This is a genomic window from Haloarcula mannanilytica, from assembly GCF_005406125.1.
Taxonomy (GTDB): domain Archaea; phylum Halobacteriota; class Halobacteria; order Halobacteriales; family Haloarculaceae; genus Haloarcula; species Haloarcula mannanilytica.
The window spans coordinates 401845-417204 of record NZ_BIXZ01000002.1 but is presented as its reverse complement, the minus strand read 5'-3'; the positions used below and the strand labels follow the sequence as shown (position 1 = coordinate 417204).

The 15360-nt window shown below is 64.3% G+C and carries 18 protein-coding genes and 3 tRNA genes; 15 read left to right on the top strand and 6 right to left on the bottom strand.

Features of this window, described 5'->3' with window-relative positions:
• Positions 1 to 60: 60 nt before the first annotated feature.
• From eif1A to Harman_RS09270, 4 genes are all read left to right on the top strand, one after another.
• Positions 61 to 348: a translation initiation factor eIF-1A gene (eif1A, locus tag Harman_RS09285; RefSeq protein WP_004516096.1), complete on the top strand. Its 288-nt coding sequence runs from the start codon at positions 61 to 63 to the stop codon at positions 346 to 348.
• Positions 349 to 389: 41 nt separating this feature from the next.
• Positions 390 to 1325 carry a serine/threonine-protein kinase Rio1 gene (rio1, locus tag Harman_RS09280; protein ID WP_137683512.1) on the top strand — a complete coding sequence of 312 codons (936 nt, stop codon included), beginning with the start codon at positions 390 to 392 and terminating at the stop codon, positions 1323 to 1325.
• An 82-nt stretch (positions 1326 to 1407) separates the two neighbouring features.
• Complete coding sequence (locus Harman_RS09275) at positions 1408 to 1956, top strand: KH domain-containing protein (protein WP_004516100.1); 549 nt, start codon at positions 1408 to 1410, stop codon at positions 1954 to 1956.
• A gap of 120 nt (positions 1957 to 2076) precedes the next feature.
• Complete coding sequence (locus Harman_RS09270; RefSeq protein WP_137683511.1) at positions 2077 to 2520, top strand: acyl-CoA thioesterase; 444 nt, start codon at positions 2077 to 2079, stop codon at positions 2518 to 2520.
• A gap of 214 nt (positions 2521 to 2734) precedes the next feature.
• Here the strand turns inward: Harman_RS09270 and Harman_RS09265 are convergent, their stop codons facing one another.
• The 4 genes from Harman_RS09265 to Harman_RS09250 form a co-directional block, all read right to left on the bottom strand.
• Positions 2735 to 3094, bottom strand: a complete 360-nt coding sequence (locus tag Harman_RS09265; protein WP_137683510.1) for a HalOD1 output domain-containing protein — start codon at positions 3092 to 3094, stop codon at positions 2735 to 2737.
• A complete protein-coding gene (locus Harman_RS09260; RefSeq protein ID WP_137683509.1) occupies positions 3087 to 3527 on the bottom strand; it encodes a DUF7344 domain-containing protein in 441 nt (146 codons plus the stop codon). The genes Harman_RS09265 and Harman_RS09260 overlap by 8 nt, the downstream gene beginning before the upstream one ends.
• Positions 3528 to 3828: 301 nt before the next feature.
• A tRNA-Thr gene (locus Harman_RS09255) sits at positions 3829 to 3900 on the bottom strand.
• A 67-nt stretch (positions 3901 to 3967) separates the two neighbouring features.
• Complete coding sequence (locus tag Harman_RS09250; protein ID WP_137683508.1) at positions 3968 to 4624, bottom strand: DUF7114 family protein; 657 nt, start codon at positions 4622 to 4624, stop codon at positions 3968 to 3970.
• Positions 4625 to 4684: 60 nt separating this feature from the next.
• On the opposite strand from Harman_RS09250, the gene Harman_RS09245 reads away from it, so the two are divergent.
• Complete coding sequence (locus tag Harman_RS09245; protein ID WP_137683507.1) at positions 4685 to 5359, top strand: enoyl-CoA hydratase/isomerase family protein; 675 nt, start codon at positions 4685 to 4687, stop codon at positions 5357 to 5359.
• Between the two features lie 38 nt (positions 5360 to 5397).
• Positions 5398 to 6123, top strand: coding sequence for a DUF3105 domain-containing protein (locus Harman_RS09240; protein ID WP_137683506.1), 726 nt, complete (start codon positions 5398 to 5400; stop codon positions 6121 to 6123).
• A gap of 25 nt (positions 6124 to 6148) precedes the next feature.
• On the opposite strand, the gene Harman_RS09235 is transcribed toward Harman_RS09240, so the two are convergent.
• A complete protein-coding gene (locus Harman_RS09235) occupies positions 6149 to 6982 on the bottom strand; it encodes an NAD+ synthase (protein ID WP_137683505.1) in 834 nt (277 codons plus the stop codon).
• Between the two features lie 219 nt (positions 6983 to 7201).
• On the opposite strand from Harman_RS09235, the gene Harman_RS09230 reads away from it, so the two are divergent.
• The 5 genes from Harman_RS09230 to Harman_RS09210 all read left to right on the top strand — a co-directional run bounded on the left by Harman_RS09230 (position 7202) and on the right by Harman_RS09210 (position 11215).
• Positions 7202 to 7272, top strand: a tRNA-Gly gene (locus Harman_RS09230).
• Between the two features lie 626 nt (positions 7273 to 7898).
• Positions 7899 to 8906 carry an AAA family ATPase gene (locus Harman_RS09225; protein WP_137683504.1) on the top strand — a complete coding sequence of 336 codons (1008 nt, stop codon included), beginning with the start codon at positions 7899 to 7901 and terminating at the stop codon, positions 8904 to 8906.
• Positions 8907 to 9100: 194 nt separating this feature from the next.
• The gene (locus Harman_RS09220) at positions 9101 to 9409 is read left to right on the top strand and encodes a 30S ribosomal protein S24e (RefSeq protein WP_004516108.1); all 309 of its coding nucleotides are present in this window, start codon (positions 9101 to 9103) and stop codon (positions 9407 to 9409) included.
• Positions 9410 to 9544: a 30S ribosomal protein S27ae gene (locus tag Harman_RS09215; RefSeq protein ID WP_004516109.1), complete on the top strand. Its 135-nt coding sequence runs from the start codon at positions 9410 to 9412 to the stop codon at positions 9542 to 9544. It begins immediately after the preceding gene.
• A 9-nt stretch (positions 9545 to 9553) separates the two neighbouring features.
• Complete coding sequence (locus Harman_RS09210) at positions 9554 to 11215, top strand: bifunctional N(6)-L-threonylcarbamoyladenine synthase/serine/threonine protein kinase (RefSeq protein WP_137683503.1); 1662 nt, start codon at positions 9554 to 9556, stop codon at positions 11213 to 11215.
• 5 nt (positions 11216 to 11220) lie between these two features.
• On the opposite strand, the gene Harman_RS09205 is transcribed toward Harman_RS09210, so the two are convergent.
• A complete protein-coding gene (locus Harman_RS09205) occupies positions 11221 to 12855 on the bottom strand; it encodes a potassium channel family protein (protein ID WP_137683502.1) in 1635 nt (544 codons plus the stop codon).
• A 286-nt stretch (positions 12856 to 13141) separates the two neighbouring features.
• Here Harman_RS09205 and ilvA point away from each other — a divergent pair, with 286 nt between their 5' ends.
• The 4 genes from ilvA to Harman_RS09185 all read left to right on the top strand — a co-directional run bounded on the left by ilvA (position 13142) and on the right by Harman_RS09185 (position 15257).
• Entirely contained in the window at positions 13142 to 14353 is a 1212-nt protein-coding gene (gene ilvA, locus Harman_RS09200) for a threonine ammonia-lyase (protein WP_137683501.1), read from the top strand.
• A 280-nt stretch (positions 14354 to 14633) separates the two neighbouring features.
• The gene (locus Harman_RS09195; protein WP_137683500.1) at positions 14634 to 14846 is read left to right on the top strand and encodes a DUF1328 family protein; all 213 of its coding nucleotides are present in this window, start codon (positions 14634 to 14636) and stop codon (positions 14844 to 14846) included.
• A 96-nt stretch (positions 14847 to 14942) separates the two neighbouring features.
• Positions 14943 to 15146: a hypothetical protein gene (locus tag Harman_RS09190; RefSeq protein ID WP_137683499.1), complete on the top strand. Its 204-nt coding sequence runs from the start codon at positions 14943 to 14945 to the stop codon at positions 15144 to 15146.
• A gap of 29 nt (positions 15147 to 15175) precedes the next feature.
• Positions 15176 to 15257, top strand: a tRNA-Ser gene (locus tag Harman_RS09185).
• Positions 15258 to 15360 lie beyond the last annotated feature (103 nt).

Here is a 15360-nt window from a genome sequence, read left to right as displayed (position 1 = left end):
GACCCCGTTCTCGGTCCAGCTTTTCCAAACCTTAAACCTCTCCCCGTCGAAGTATCGGATATGAGCGACAACGACAGCAGAAAGAACCTGCGGATGCCAGAAGAGGACGAGGTGTTCGCCGTCGTCATGGACATGCTTGGCGCGAACCGCGTCAAGGTACGCTGTATGGACGGCGTCGAACGCACAGCCCGGATTCCAGGCAAGATGCAAAAGCGAATCTGGATACGCGAGGACGACGTTGTGCTGGTCGAGCCCTGGGACTGGCAAGACGAGAAGGCCGACATCACGTGGCGCTATGAGAAACAGGACGCCGACCAACTACGCGAGGAGGGACACATCCAGGAGTAGCCTGATATGTACGTGGCCGCGGGCTCGACGGAGGCACAAGCGTGACCGAGGGGCAGTTCGGCCTGCTCGATACGGACGATGTCGACTCGCCGGGCGACGAGTGGGAAGAGGTCGACGTTTCCGACACGGAGGCCGACAAAATCGCCCGCAAGCGGGACCGCGAGTTCAGCGAGTTCCGCGAGCGCATCAAGGACGCAGACCAGTTCAAAGTCGAGGCCAGCGTCTTCGACGACGCCACCTACGGCGCGCTGTACAAGCTCGTCCAGGACGGCCACATCGACGCCTTTGGTGGCCCGATCTCGACCGGCAAGGAGGCAAACGTCTACACGGCGCTGTCGGGCGACAAAGAGGTCGCCGTCAAGGTGTACCGCATCAACGCCTCCGATTTCAAGGACATGCGCGGGTATCTCGACGGCGACCCCCGCTTCGAGGGCATCGGTTCGGACAAAAAGAAGGTCGTCACCGCGTGGGTCCGCAAGGAATCATCGAATCTCAAACGTGCCCGCCGGGCCGGCGTCCGGACGCCGGAACCCATCGCTGTCGAGCGGAACGTCCTCGTGATGGAGTATCTCGGAACGGAGGACGGCCGCAGCAAGCGCCTCAGCGAGGTCCACATCGAGAACCCCGAGACCGCCTACGAGGTCGTCAAGGAGTACACCCGCCGGCTGTACGACGCCGGCCTCGTCCACGGTGACCTCTCGGAGTACAACATCGTCTTCCACGAGGGGCAGTTATACATCATCGACCTCGGACAGGCAGTGACTATTCACCACCCCAACGCCGAGGAGTTCCTCGAACGGGACTGTCGCAACGTCGCGAACTTCTTCGCCAGACAGGGCGTTGACGCGACGCCCGAGGCCCTGCTCGCGTACGTCAAGGAGTACGCGACGCCCAAAGACAAAGACGACACCGCGCCGGGCAGCGACGACGACGCCGTGCCACAGGGAACGCCGGCCGACCGCCGCGACGACGAGTAACGACGGAGTCACCGCCACATTTGTCAGTTACGCGACTGCCGAAGTTTTAAACAGGCAGAACCTCCTACGAGGTAGTATACTTATGCAACACGTGAAGATTCCGCAGGACCGTATCGGTGTGTTGATCGGCGAAGGCGGTGAGACCATGCGCGAAATCGAGGAGCGCGCAGAGGTCCGGCTGGACATCGACTCCGAGGACGGCACGGTGAAAGTCGAGTCCGTCGGTGACCCCGTGACGGCGCTGAAAGGCCCCGACATCGTGAAGGCCATCGGCCGCGGGTTCGCGCCCGACGACGCGCTGGCGCTGCTGGACGACGACATGATGATGTTCGAACTCATCGACATCGAGGCCGCCTCCCGCAACAAGAACGACTTCCGCCGCCAGAAGGGCCGCCTCATCGGCGAGGGCGGCCGAACGCGGGAACTCATGCAGGAACTCTCCGGCGCGGCCGTCGTCATCTACGGCTCGACGCTTGGCATCATCGGCGGCCCCGAGCAGGTCGACGCCGTGCGAGAGGCCGCCGAGATGATTCTGGACGGTGCGCCGCATGGCTCCGTCTACTCGTTCCTCGAACGCAAGCACAACGAGATGAAGCACAAAGGCCTCGAATACCACCAGTTCACCGGGTAACATCGGTAGAGACGCCGTCGTCCGGCGAGGCTATCACGGCGACGGCGGGGTGCGTGACCGAGTGGGCCGCCGCCAGCGACCCACCACACCGTTTTCCCGGGACACGTTCTACGGAGAGCCATGCCGAGCATCGCCGACACGCACATCGTCAACCGCGAGCGCGTCCAGCCGACTCACGCGAACAACTACCAGAGCGCCCACGGCGGCATCGTCATGAAGTGGATGGACGAAATCGGCGCGATGTCGGCCATGCGGGCCGCCCGGGCGTCCTGCGTGACCGCCCAGATGTCCCGCGTCGACTTCGAGCGCCCAATCCCCATCGGCGACACCGCGCTCATCGAGTCCTACGCCTACGCTACGGGCCGGACCAGTGTCCGGGTTCGCATCGAAGTCGCCCGCGAGGACCCACACACCGGCGACACCGAGGAGACGACCAGCGCCTACGCGACCTTCGTCGCAATCGAGGACGGGGAGCCGACGCCGGTCCCCGAACTGACGGCCGACAGCGAGGAATCCCAGCGGCTGCGCGAGACCGCACTCGCCGAGGAACCGGACCGAGAGTAGTTGCCCCGAGCCGAGAGCACCGGCCACAGCGGCCACTCGGCGTCGGAAGGGCTCTCGCGTCGAAAAGCCCGAGGCCAGGGCAGAGGCCAGCCGAGAAACCACGGCGCACGGCGGACCGGCTGTCCGGACTCTCTTCGGCGTGCTATCGGTCGAGAAGGAGACTGAGGGCATGTGTGGCCGGCGTGTGAGAACGGCGTAGCGCCGGAGTATGCGTCTACGGTCGGTCCGGTTCGGTCGGTTCGTACACCTGCACCCAGCCGTCGCTCCGGACTTTCACGAGGTACTCGGTGTACCGGAACTCGACGGACCCGACGCCGTGGTGGGAGTCCCCGCGTCCGTCCGGTCGGAAGAACGCATCTTCTATCGCCGGAACGTCCACAGACTCGTACAGCGGACGCCCGCGCAACTCGTTTGGCGACACCTCCTGGGCGTCTGCGATTGCGTACACGATTGCGGTCGTCAGTTCCCCCGTTCCGCCGGGTTCGTAGTAACGTTGTGCTGCCTGCGACCAGTGCGTATCGGCACTGCTGAAGTCATCTCCGCCCACGCTTCCGTCGTCACTCCGTTTACTCATTCATATCACTCCGTGCGTGCACTTCTTGATTCACGTCGAGACTGGCACCCATCCCTTCGAGCGCGGTCAAGACCTGCTCGGCGTGTTCGGCGGTCTCAATCCGCTCGGTCGCTTCGTCGAACGTAATCACGCCTTCGTCGGCCAACTTCGGGATGTGGGCGTGGTACAGCGAGATGTATACCTCTTGGCGCTGGTCCCTGGTTACGGCGTGTTCCGGGACATCGTGTTCCCACGCGGCGATTTTCGTCGCCAGATCGGTCAGCGACCACTCCGCGTCTTCGAGCAAGGTGTAACACAGGTAGCGCCGTCGGGGGTGTCCCAGTGCCTCGTACACCGGGTCGAGTTCCAGAACCTCCGGCGGCGGCAGTTGTGCTTCAGGTGACGCGGACGCGTCGGACGATACGTCCTCGTCCGGGTCGGATTCGTCAGCCATAGTATAGAATGGCGACCGGAGGGGAAAACTATTTTCACGGCCGAATCGGCGAAAGCACGGTTCAGGTGCCGAACACAGTTGCGTCGCGTTCTCGCTTCCCGTGTCGTGAACGGTAGCGCTCCCGACCGTCACGGTTCTGAGAACGGGAACGAAGCGTGAAAAACGCCGAAAGTCTAGGCCGGAATTTGAACCAGAGGAAGACTCGCGTCGCTCGTCTTCCAGGGATTCAAATTCCGCTCCCGTGACACACGCTCACTAGATTGCGCGGAGATGAAACTCCGCGCGGTTTGTTCGCGTGAGAAGCCTAGGCCGGAATTTGAATCCGGGGTCTCGTCCTTACCAAGGACGCGCTTTACCGCTAAGCTACCCAGGCACGCAACAGTGTGTATCCGGCAATTGTCTAAAGTCGTTTCGATTCGGGACCGGTGTGCCGAGTAGTATCAGTGGTCGGCGGCGGCTTCGGTCCCGTCGCCGGTGGGCTGTTCGGCACCCACGCGGGCCCGGAGCGCATCGGCCACGTCCTCGCCGAGCAAGTCGGCGTTCGACGGCAGGCCGTCGACGGCCAAGTCAGTCGCGTACTCACGGAGCGTCGGTGTGGGTCGGATGCCGGCAGCAGTGACACCGGCGACCACGGCGAGTTCCATGATATCGGTTTCGAGCGCAGTGTCGAGGCTCTCGTCGTCGGTCGTCCGGCGGACCGTCTGATCGTGACCGAACGAACGGACGACGGAGACGGCGGCGTCGGCGGCTTCGGTCCTGGCGAGCAGGTAGAAGCCACGGGAGACGAGGATATCGGCGATGAGGATGTCCAGGTCGGCCGTGTCGCGGTCGCCGTTGACCCAGGGGTCATCGTGGGCTAACTGGCGAGTGAGCGAGAGTCCCTCGTAGATGAGTTGGACGCCGGCAGCCCGGTCAGCGACGCCGTCGGCCAGGTCGACCGGCGGATCGCTGGTTGCCCCTGCGCTGACGAGCGTCAGGACGCCGGGCGCCAGTGACGCGTCGTCGAGGTGGGCATCGATACGCCCGTGGAGCCGGTCGGGCTCGACATCGTCGACTGCCGCCAACGCTGCTCGGCGAACCGCCGCCACTTCCTCCATTATGAGGGTCTAGCGACGGGAAGGGCAAAGACCTTTGGAAACCGCAGAGTCACAGCAGACATGGTACAGACCACGAGCGGCGATGGTATCCGGACATTGACGCTCGACCGACCCGACCAGCGCAACGCGCTCACGAGCAACGCGCTGCGAGACCTCGAAGCGGCGGTCGAGTCGGCGACCGAGCCAGTGCTGTACCTCCACGGTGCCGGCCCGGCGTTCTGTGCCGGCGCGGACCTCGATGAAGTCAAGGCTCTCGATTCAGAGAGTGCCGAGTCGTTCGCGGCGCTGGGCCAGCGGGTGGCCCGGGCGCTGGAATCCTACGACGGGGCGGTCGTCGCTGGTATCGACGGGGCGGCGCGGGGCGGCGGCGTCGAACTGGCGCTGGCCTGCGATATCCGGGTGGCGACGCCCGACGCGACGCTGGCCGAAACAGGTGTCAAGCTGGGCCTGTTCGGTGCGTGGGGCGGGACGGCGCGGCTCCCAGACATCGTCGGGACCGGCGAGGCTCTGGATATCGCGCTGTCGGGTCGGACGCTGGACGCCGAGACGGCGCTTCGGATGGGGCTGGTCTCGCGGATTACCACGGAGCCGCGAGCCGTCACCGAAGAACTGGCGGCCGTCGATGCGGACGCGCTCCGGGTACTGAAAGAACGGATACGGGACGACGCCAACAGGGAAACACAGGAACACCGTGAACAGCAGGCCTTTGCCGGTCTCAACGCGGACGACGGGTAGGAAAGAGTACAAGACCACCCCTCGCTTACGGGCTGGCAATGGCTGACTGTGAGTACTGCGGGGAATCGTTCGACGGCGAGGGCGCGTATCTCGATCACCTCGCCGATGCCCACGACGGTGAACTGGGCGCTATCGACAGACGGCGGGTCAATGAACATACCGGGAGTGACGACGACGGCGACCTTCCAGTGGGACCGATCATCATCGGCGTCGTCATCGTACTCGCAATCGGACTGGCAGCGTATGCGACCCAACTGAGCGGGGGTGGGGGAGAGGGCGTCGAGGCCGACGGTATCGAGGCGTCTTCGCTTGCTAGCTCGGGGGACAGTGAGCTACTGGCGGATGTCCAACAGTTCCCGAACCGAGGGACAAGCCACGTCCAGCAGGGAACGGACATCGACTACGAGCGAGTCCCGCCGCTGTCGGGGACACACTACGCGTCGACGACTGACGCCGGGTTCTACGAGGAAACCCCCGCGCTCGGCTCGCTCGTCCACACGCTCGAACACGGTGCAGTCATCATCTACTACGATCCCGACACGATCTCGCCCGAGGCCAGAGAAAGCCTTCGGGAGTTCGCCAGCGTCCACACCGGGACTTGGCAGAGTGTCGTCGTCGCACCGAACCCCAACGACGACCCCAGAGCCCCCTACGTGGTGACGGCGTGGCAGCACGAGCTGACGATGGATAGCTACGACGCCGAAACCGTCCACGCGTTCCTCTCGGAGTATCTGGGGCGCGGTCCGGAGAACCCGGTCCGTTAAGCCGCACTGACGACTCAGCGTCGGCTCAGTACAGCGGCTCCGGACCCGGCGGCATCGCCCGCTTGTGGGCGCTCGACTCGTACATTTCACGGACAGTCTCGACGGCAGCCATCGGAACGCCGATCCGGTCGGCTGTCGCAGTCGCCGGAACGCCGCCGTCGATGTGCAGGGCGAGAATCGAGTCGAGCGTGTCGTAGTCCATCCCCATCTCGTCGGCGTCGGTCTGGCCCGACCACATCTCGGCGCTGGCGGTCTTCTCCGCGAGGTCGTCCGGGACACCGACGTGTTTCGCCAGCTGGCGGACTTGCTGTTTGTACAGCGCCGCGATGGGATGGCAGTCGACCGCGCCGTCGCCGTACTTCGTGTAGTAGCCCACCAGCGCCTCGCTGCGGTTGCCGGTGCCAAGCACCAGCGCCCCCTCGTGGTTCCCGACGAGGTAGTTCAGCACCGCTCGACAGCGAACGCGGAGATTGCCCACGGCCAGCTGGTCGCCCTCAGCGTCGGGGTAGGCGTCGAGGAACGAATCGACCAACGGATTGATTTCGATAACGTCGTACTCAATGCCCAGCAGGTCGTTAGCCACTCGCTCGGCATCGCTCATGTTGTCCGCGCGGTTGGCCTCGCTGGGCATCACGAGGCCGTGGACGGCATCGCGGCCCAGCGCCTCGACGGCCAGATGGGAGACCAGCGTGCTGTCGATCCCACCCGAGAGCCCCATCACGACGGAGTCAACACCGGCGGCGTCGACCTGCGCCTCGATGAACGACGTGATGTGGTCGCGATGGGCGTCCAGTTCAGCCTCGGAAAACGTCAGGTCGAACGGGTCGTCGGCCCGGACGACGGAGTCGGCTGTTGCCATATCTGTTGGTTGGCCGGACGGAACTAATAGCCATCCATCGGCGCGATATTTTCGGACAGCCGTCCAGTCGAAGCGCTACGTTCAAGTGCGGGCGCTGTTCACAGTTCGGTACGGGGTTCGCAGGTCCGACAGACCTGCAGTCTACCGAAGCGCTCCGGTGGTGAGCGATTCCGTAGGAATCGCGAGCCTCGGCGCGCGAGTGAACGTAGTGAACGATGCGCGCCGGTGGTCCAGTGGTAGGACATTGCCTTCCCAAGGCAATAGCCCGGGTTCAATTCCCGGCCGGCGCATTTTGCTGCGAGCAATTCGCGAGCAGCAAATGCAGTCCACAGGGAATTGAATCACGCGAGGCGAACGGAGTGAGTCTCGCCATCGGGTTCAATTCCCGGCCGGCGCACTCCCTGCGGTCGTTTGCCGCCCGATGTTCGCGAACACTCTGGTTCGCTCACTCCCGGCCGGCGGGTTTTGCTGCAAGCAATCCGAGAGCCCCAGTATAGCCGAGAAACCGACGTACACGGGCGGCATACAGTTTCAGTTCCGTCGGTCATTCTAGGTACGTAGAGTGAACGGTTATGTGAGATGAATGTGTAGGATGTTAACGTATGCCGCGACCATCCACTCGGCCCCACAACCCCCTCCGGGAATGTAAAGAATGCCATGAGCCGGTGATCAAAACAGCCGACGAGGAGTTCGAGTGCGTGGAGTGCGGCTGGCAGCCGGATGCAAAGCGCATAGACTCATAACCGGCTGTAATCGGGACACGACCGTCAATGCCGTCTCAGTAGTTGTTTGTAGTCCAATAGCTCGGCAGCACCGACCCATCCTATGGGGCGACTGTGACGAGCAACTGCTTCGAGTGCTGCGAACCCGTGACCGCGGGATACTTGTCGGGGCCGGGCATACCCAGTGCCAACAGATGGACGCGCCGCTGTGGACGGAGACACACGCCCCGGAGTTGTCGGAGATCCGCCAGCCGAAGGCCCGCGAGCACCTGCAGGGAGCTATCGAGGAGCCGATGAACCTTCTGGTTCACGGGCCGAAAGGGAGCGGGAAGACGGCCGCCGTCCGGGCCTTTGCCCGCGAGGTCCACGAGAACCCCGACGCGGACTTCACTGAACTCAACGTCGCCGACGTGTTCGACATGACGAAAAAAGAGGTCGCCAACGACCCGCGGTTTTCGTCGTTTATCGACAGCAAGCGCCGCCGCGAGTCATCGAAGGCCGACCTCATCAACCACGTCCTCAAGGAGTCCGCCAGCTACTCACCAGTGTCGGGCAGCTACAAGACCATCCTGCTGGACAACGCCGAGGGGATGCGCGAGGACTTCCAGCAGGCGCTGCGTCGGGTCATGGAGCAGTACTACGAGGCGACGCAGTTCGTCATCGCAACGCGCCAGCCCTCAGCAGTCATTCCGCCGATCCGCTCGCGGTGTTTCCCGGTCGTAATGCGCGAGCCGACCCACGAGGAAACGGCGTCGGTGCTTGCGGACATCGTCACCGCAGAGGGTGTCGACCACGACGACGAGGGCATCGAGTACGTCGCCGGCTACGCGGAGGGGGACCTCCGGACGGCGGTGCTTGCCGCCCAGACAACCGCCGAAGCCGAAGGCGAGGTGACGATGGACGCCGCCTTCGAGACGCTGAACGCCGTCGAAGCCGACGACCAGGTCGAGCAGATGCTCGACGCGGCCGAGGACGGGCGCTTTACCGACGCCCGGTCGACGCTCGACGACCTACTGGTCGACGAGGGGTACGGCGCGTCGGACATCCTCGACGACATGCTTGCAGTGGCTCGGTCGCGGTACTCCGGCGACCGACTGGCCGAGGTCCACAGGCTGGCCGGCGAGACGGACATGGCACTCGTCGACGCGGCGAACGAGCGGATCCACCTCTCGCACCTGCTTGCGCAACTGGGTGAACAGTAAGGACTCGGTGCTGACCCGCTACCGGTATCGTAGCCAAAACGAACGTCTCCGGCCGCTACACGGCATCAAACTAGCGTACCCGAAACTGACTCGCCGACGGCAATCCTGAATCGCGGACGCTCAGCCGTCGAAGCGGCGTCAACCGCTTCGAAATCCTTTTACGCGCTTCGGCGGGTAGATACGGACAACGAACCATGGATATCGACATCATCGAAGAAGACGAAAATCCCATGTTGCACCGAACGGACGTCCGGTTCGAGGTCGTCCACGACGAAGCTACCCCATCCCGTCTCTCTGTCCGCGACTCTCTTGCGGCCACGCTGAACAAGGACGCCGAGGAAGTCGTCATCCACAAGCTCGACACCAAGTTCGGCATGCGGAAGACGGTCGGCTACGCGAAGGTCTACGACAACCCCGAGTACGCCCGCGATGTCGAGCAGGACCACATGCTCGAACGCAACAAGATCGTCGCCGACGGCGAAGAGGAAGCGGAGGAAGCATAGATGCCACACAACGAGTACTACAACGACGACGGCGAACTCGACCGCGAAACCTGTCCCCGGTGTGGTGACACCGTCCTCGCCGAACACGAGGACCGCCAGCACTGCGGCAAGTGCGGCTACACCGAGTGGAAGTAAGGCCGCCCGATGCGTATTCTGGGTATCGAAGGTACCGCCTGGGCAGCCAGTGCTTCGGTGTTCGAGACGCCGGACCCAGCGCGGGTAACCGACGACGACCACGTTTTCATCGAAACTGACGCCTACGCACCCGACAGCGGCGGCATCCACCCGCGCGAGGCCGCCGAACACATGGGCGAGGCCATCCCGGATGTCGTCGAGACGGCCATCGAGCACGCACACGAGCGGGCGGCTGGTGCTGGGTCGAACGAGCACGGAGCCGACAGCTCTCCCATCGACGCCGTCGCCTTCGCTCGCGGCCCGGGACTGGGACCTTGTCTTCGCATCGTCGCCACAGCAGCCAGAGCAGTCGCACAACGCTTCGACGTGCCGCTGGTCGGCGTGAACCACATGGTCGCCCACCTCGAAGTCGGCCGACACCGCTCGGGCTTTGACTCGCCGGTGTGTCTGAACGCCTCCGGCGCGAACGCCCACATCCTCGGCTACCGGAACGGCCGGTACCGCGTACTCGGCGAGACGATGGACACCGGTGTCGGCAACGCCATCGACAAGTTCACCCGCCACATCGGCTGGTCGCATCCAGGCGGACCCAAGGTCGAACAGCACGCCCGCGACGGCGAGTATCACGAACTCCCATACGTCGTCAAGGGGATGGACTTCTCCTTCTCGGGCATCATGAGCGCCGCCAAGCAGGCCGTCGACGAGGGCGTTCCGGTCGACGATGTCTGTCGCGGGATGGAGGAGACGATTTTCGCGATGCTGACGGAGGTCTCCGAGCGGGCGCTGTCGCTGACCGGCGCTGACGAACTCGTGCTTGGCGGCGGCGTCGGCCAGAACGACCGCCTCCAGCGGATGCTCGGCGAGATGTGTCAGCAACGCGGCGCGAAGTTCTACGCCCCCGAAAATCGCTTCCTGCGGGACAACGCCGGTATGATAGCGATACTCGGTGCGAAGATGTACGCGGCCGGGGACACCATCGCCATCGAGGACTCGCGTATCGACTCGAACTTCCGGCCCGACGAGGTGGCCGTCACCTGGCGAGGAGCCGAGGAGTCGGTCGACAGCTATCGGGCGGCGGACGACGAAGTTCAGGGCGCGGAGGCGACTGTCCGCTTCGACGGCGACCGCGTTATCAAGGAGCGCGTCCCGCGGAGCTACCGCCACCCGACGCTTGATGAGCGCCTCCGGACAGAGCGGACCCGACAGGAGGCCCGGCTCACCAGCGAGGCCCGGCGGAACGGCGTCCCGACGCCGCTGGTCCGTGACGTGGACCCGCAGGAATCCCGCATCGTCTTTCAGCGCGTTGGAGAGACAGACCTCCGCGAGGGGCTGTCCGAACCGCGCGTCGAGGACGTGGGCCGCTGGCTCGCCCGCATCCACGACGCCGGCTTCGTCCACGGTGACCCGACGACGCGAAACGTCCGGGTCGGTAGCCGCGGCTGCCGGACGGACCGAACCTTCCTCATCGACTTCGGCCTCGGCTATTACACGCAAGAGGCCGAGGACCACGCGATGGACATCCACGTCCTCGCCCAGTCACTCGCCGGGACTGCCGACGACCCCGAACGGCTGCTGTCGGCCGCAGAAGACGCCTACCGGACCGAGAGCGACCACGCCGACGCGGTGTTTGCCAGCCTCGATGATATCGAGGGGCGCGGGCGGTACCAGTAGAGTAGTTAGCCAAACGCCGACTGGAACCGCGAGACGCCGTCGTCGGTGCCGGCGATGACGAGCTGGTCAGTCGGTTCGATAGTCGTTTCAGGACCGAGGTCAGTGAGTACAGCGCCGTTGCGCTCGATGGCGACGACCGTACAGCCTGTGCGTGCCCGGATGTCGGCCGCACCCAGCGTCGTGTTCCCGAGGCCGTCTGCAGCGACACGGATGATTTCGACCTGCTGGTCCATCGAGATCACGTCCTCGTCTTTGAGAATCGTGGAGGCGAGCATCCGGCCACTGACCGTCGAGAGCGCGAGGACGTAGTCAGCGCCCGCACGATACATCTTCTGGACGTTCCCGCTTTCCTCTGCTCGGGCGACGATTTCGACATCGGGGTTGAGATCGCGGATGACCAGCGTGGCGAACTCGGTATCAGTGTCCTCTGAGAGGGCCAAAATCACCGTCCTGGCGTCGTCGACGCCGGCAGCCCGCAAGTCCCCGGGCTCCGTGGCGTCGCCGACAACGTCGACGCCGGGTTCGTCGGTCTTGTCGAGTACCGTGTGTGACACGCTAGCTCTCGTTAGCGACGATACGATGGTCTGACCGACCTCGCCAGCGCCGATAACCACCGTTTCCCCACGGCGGAAGCCACGCACGCTGGAGAGGGTCATCTCCTTGAGCCGCTCTAATTGCCCTTCAGTGCCCGAGACCAGTAGGACCGTACTGCCGTCGAATTCGGCGTCGGGGTCGGGGGGGCTCACGAACTGCCCGCGAAACCATGCGCCGATGACGTTGACGCCGGTCCGCTCCCGGATGCCGCTCTCAGCGAGGGTCGCTCCGACGAGGTCGCTCCCGCGGTGGATCGGCAGTTCGGCGATGTCGAAGTCCTCGCCGATTTCGATAGAGTCACCGAGCGTCGTCGAGACGCCGGTCGTGACCTTGCTGGCGAGACTTTCGCCGAGGAGCCCGCGCGGCGACAGGACCGCGTCGGCACCGGCGAGGTCGTGGTACTTCGCGCGGTCGGGCTCTTTGACGACGCTGACGGTCTGGACCGACTCGTCGACCTCGCGTGCGGTGAGGATGATACTGGTGTTGATCTGGTCCGAGGCGTCGGCGACGAGCGCGCGGGCGGACGGCAGGCGGGCCTGTTCGAGCCCCTCGACGGATTGCGGGTCGGCGTGGATGACCTGATAGCCGTCTTCGTAAAGGTCGTTCGCCCGGCTTCGGTCCGGTTCGACGATGACGTAGTCCACATCCCAGGTCTCCAGCTCTGCCACGAGTGTCTCGCCGCGGGGGGTAAACTGACAGATGACGACGTGGTCGCTGAGGCCGTTCTCGACCGTGGTCGGGGCGGTCGTCTCCATGGCTTCCTCGAACAGCGGGAAGAGCAGGACAGGGAGCGCGAGGAAAATGAGCACGACGCCGGTGATGTCCATCACGATGACGAGCAGACGCATCCCCGTGCTCTCCCAGGGGGCGTCAGAGCCGAATCCGGTGGTCGTGAACGTCTCGACGACGACCTGCAGCGAATGCAGGAACTCCCGCGGCTCGTTCTCGAAGGCGGACATCCCGTAGTCGTAGGCCAGCGCGTACCCGAAGATGATGCCGACGAGAGCGAGAACGTACAACCCCGTCCGCCGCTGCCAGGTGTCCATCTACTACGTGCTTGCACAGCGGGAGTAAAACAGTTCTGTCCGACCGGTCGGCTGAGTCGTACCGTGCGTTCCCGTATTCCAATCGCACCGGACCGCTGTCATCTACTTTCACTTTCACCACGCTACGACTGGCTTTAAGTTCATCGCGCTCGTTCTCCCGTTTGCAGTCACACGCTCCCCCCTTTCCGTTCTGGTGCTCTGGCCCGTGAGTCCCAACGCTCTCCCGATACCACTGGCCGTTTCGGCGGGCCGACAGTATAACACGGTCCAGTGAATACCCTTTCGCATGCTCTCATTTGAGGCCGTTCTCGCGGCACAGGACACTGTCTCTGAAACAGCCAGACACACACCGCTCGACTACTCGCATACGTTCTCCGCGATGACTGGCGCGGATGTCCACCTCAAGCTCGAACTGTTCCAGCGGACCGGGTCGTTCAAGGTTCGGGGCGCGACAAACCGCATCGCGTCGCTCTCAGAGTCTGAACGGGAGGCCGGCGTCGTCACGGCCAGTGCCGGCAACCACGCCCAAGGGGTCGCACTGGCCGCCACGCGAATCGGCGTCGACTCGAAGATCGTGATGCCCGAACGGGCACCCGTCTCGAAAGTGAAAGCGACCCGGAGCTACGGCGGCGACGTGGTCCTCTATGGCCGGGATTACGATGCCGCCGCCGAACGCGCCCACGAGATCGAGCGCGAGGAAGACCGGACCTACGTCCACGCTTTCGACGACGAGAGAGTGATGGCGGGCCAGGGGACCATCGGCCTAGAGATATACGAGGACCTCCCCAGCGTGGACACCGTTGTCGTCCCCATCGGCGGTGGCGGCCTCATCAGCGGAATCGCCACGGCGCTCAAGGGCAAAGACGAAGACATCCGCGTCGTCGGCGTGCAGGCCGAAGGGGCCTCAAGCGTGGCCGAATCCCTGCAAAAAGGCCACCGCATCGAGCGCGACAGCGTCGAAACCATCGCCGACGGCATCGCCACCCGCACCGTCGGCGAGAAGACCTTCGAGGTCATCAGCGAACGCGTCGACGAGGTCGTGACGGTGTCTGACTCCGAGATCGCTGTCGCCCTGACGACCCTACTCGAACGGTCGAAGACGCTCGCTGAAGGCGCGGGGGCCGTCGCGCTGGCCGCTGTCATGGAGGAGAAATTCGATTTCGAGGACGACGAGACGATAGTCCCCGCGCTGTGTGGCGGGAACATCGACCTGAACACGCTGACCAACGTCATCATGCGCGGCCTTGTCGAGACCGGCCGCTATCTCAAGATTCAGACCGTCCTTCAGGACCGCCCCGGCGCGCTGGAGGAACTCGTCGAAGTCCTCACCCGTGAACAGGTCAACATCTATGCCATCGAGCACGACCGGACCAACCGCGACGTGGCGATGAGTTCCGCCGAGGTCGAACTGGACCTGGAGACCCGCGGCCCCGACCACGTCGACGCGCTCCTTGACGCGCTCACTGCCGAGGGGTACGAGGTCGACGTGCTGGTCTGACTGAGACACTTGACGTGCTCGTCTAACTGTGACGCTCGCTGCAGTCGATGGCCTGCGTGCGAAAGGTCTCTCCGAGTGGCTGGACCTTCCATATCAACGCCAGCACCGGAGCACTCTGACAGTTCCGTTCTCGGCCTGTTCGACCACACGACGCAGTCACCCCTGCAAGCACAACACTGGGGCCGGGCACGGGCCAACGGTCGACTATGTCATCGCTGACAGCAGCGCACGACCGAATCGTCTCTCACCCGCCCCGACAGCCCTGTCACGGGTGGTCTCAATGGTAGCGCCCCCGCTCGCTGTGCCGCCGGCTGTGACCGTTCCGCTGCAGTCCGGCGGCGGCGGACTGTTGTACTACGCTGTCGTCTTCGTGGTTCTGGCGTTCGTTGCCGGTATCGCCGGTTTCCGCGGCGTCGCCGGGCTGAGCTTCCGCGTTGCGAAGTTCCTCGTCGTCATCTTCCTCGCGCTGGCGCTCGTCACGTTCCTGCTCTGATTCCGGCGGGGTTTTAGCCGCGGCGACCGCCGTTTCGTGTATGCGACCGGCCGTTCGCGCAGTGACTGTTGAGCCGACATGGGGTGGAGGGAACTGATGGACCCGCGAACCAAAGCCAGCCTCCTATGGGGCGTCGTCGGCGGGCTAGCCTTTCTCGTTCTCGTCCAAGGCTATGAACTGCTGGCCGGGACGCCAGTGTCGCTGCCGGCCAAAGCTGGGGTCGCTCTGGCCGTCGGCGTCGGGGCGACGCTGGCCGCCTATCGCATGCAGCCGCGGCTGTTCGGAAACGAAAGCCCTTAATCGCCCGCCCTCGCACTCTCGAAACGCGAGCCAGGATGGCCGAACGGTAAGGCGCACGCCTGGAAAGCGTGTTCCCTTTCGGGATTCTGGGTTCAAATCCCAGTCCTGGCGTACCACCTTTTTCCACGGGGGGGTTGAGGGCGCGTAGCGCCCTCAACCCCCGTGCAAAAACGTGGGCGAAAAAGGCCGCGCTCGAACGGCGTTCGAGCGCGGT

Bases quoted from the DNA above. Each gene is read 5' to 3' on its own strand.
- Harman_RS09195 (WP_137683500.1), top strand. From the start codon at position 14,634: ATGGTAGCGCCCCCGCTCGCTGTGCCGCCGGCTGTGACCGTTCCGCTG.
- Harman_RS09260 (WP_137683509.1), bottom strand. From the start codon at position 3,527: ATGGCTGACGAATCCGACCCGGACGAGGACGTATCGTCCGACGCGTCC.
- Harman_RS09210 (WP_137683503.1), top strand. From the start codon at position 9,554: ATGCGTATTCTGGGTATCGAAGGTACCGCCTGGGCAGCCAGTGCTTCG.
- Harman_RS09190 (WP_137683499.1), top strand. From the start codon at position 14,943: ATGGACCCGCGAACCAAAGCCAGCCTCCTATGGGGCGTCGTCGGCGGG.
- Harman_RS09265 (WP_137683510.1), bottom strand. From the start codon at position 3,094: ATGAGTAAACGGAGTGACGACGGAAGCGTGGGCGGAGATGACTTCAGC.
- Harman_RS09215 (WP_004516109.1), top strand. From the start codon at position 9,410: ATGCCACACAACGAGTACTACAACGACGACGGCGAACTCGACCGCGAA.
- Harman_RS09220 (WP_004516108.1), top strand. From the start codon at position 9,101: ATGGATATCGACATCATCGAAGAAGACGAAAATCCCATGTTGCACCGA.
- Harman_RS09235 (WP_137683505.1), bottom strand. From the start codon at position 6,982: ATGGCAACAGCCGACTCCGTCGTCCGGGCCGACGACCCGTTCGACCTG.
- Harman_RS09225 (WP_137683504.1), top strand. From the start codon at position 7,899: ATGGACGCGCCGCTGTGGACGGAGACACACGCCCCGGAGTTGTCGGAG.
- Harman_RS09240 (WP_137683506.1), top strand. From the start codon at position 5,398: ATGGCTGACTGTGAGTACTGCGGGGAATCGTTCGACGGCGAGGGCGCG.
- Harman_RS09275 (WP_004516100.1), top strand. From the start codon at position 1,408: ATGCAACACGTGAAGATTCCGCAGGACCGTATCGGTGTGTTGATCGGC.
- Harman_RS09245 (WP_137683507.1), top strand. From the start codon at position 4,685: ATGGTACAGACCACGAGCGGCGATGGTATCCGGACATTGACGCTCGAC.
- Harman_RS09270 (WP_137683511.1), top strand. From the start codon at position 2,077: ATGCCGAGCATCGCCGACACGCACATCGTCAACCGCGAGCGCGTCCAG.
- Harman_RS09205 (WP_137683502.1), bottom strand. From the start codon at position 12,855: ATGGACACCTGGCAGCGGCGGACGGGGTTGTACGTTCTCGCTCTCGTC.
- ilvA (WP_137683501.1), top strand. From the start codon at position 13,142: ATGCTCTCATTTGAGGCCGTTCTCGCGGCACAGGACACTGTCTCTGAA.
- eif1A (WP_004516096.1), top strand. From the start codon at position 61: ATGAGCGACAACGACAGCAGAAAGAACCTGCGGATGCCAGAAGAGGAC.
- Harman_RS09250 (WP_137683508.1), bottom strand. From the start codon at position 4,624: ATGGAGGAAGTGGCGGCGGTTCGCCGAGCAGCGTTGGCGGCAGTCGAC.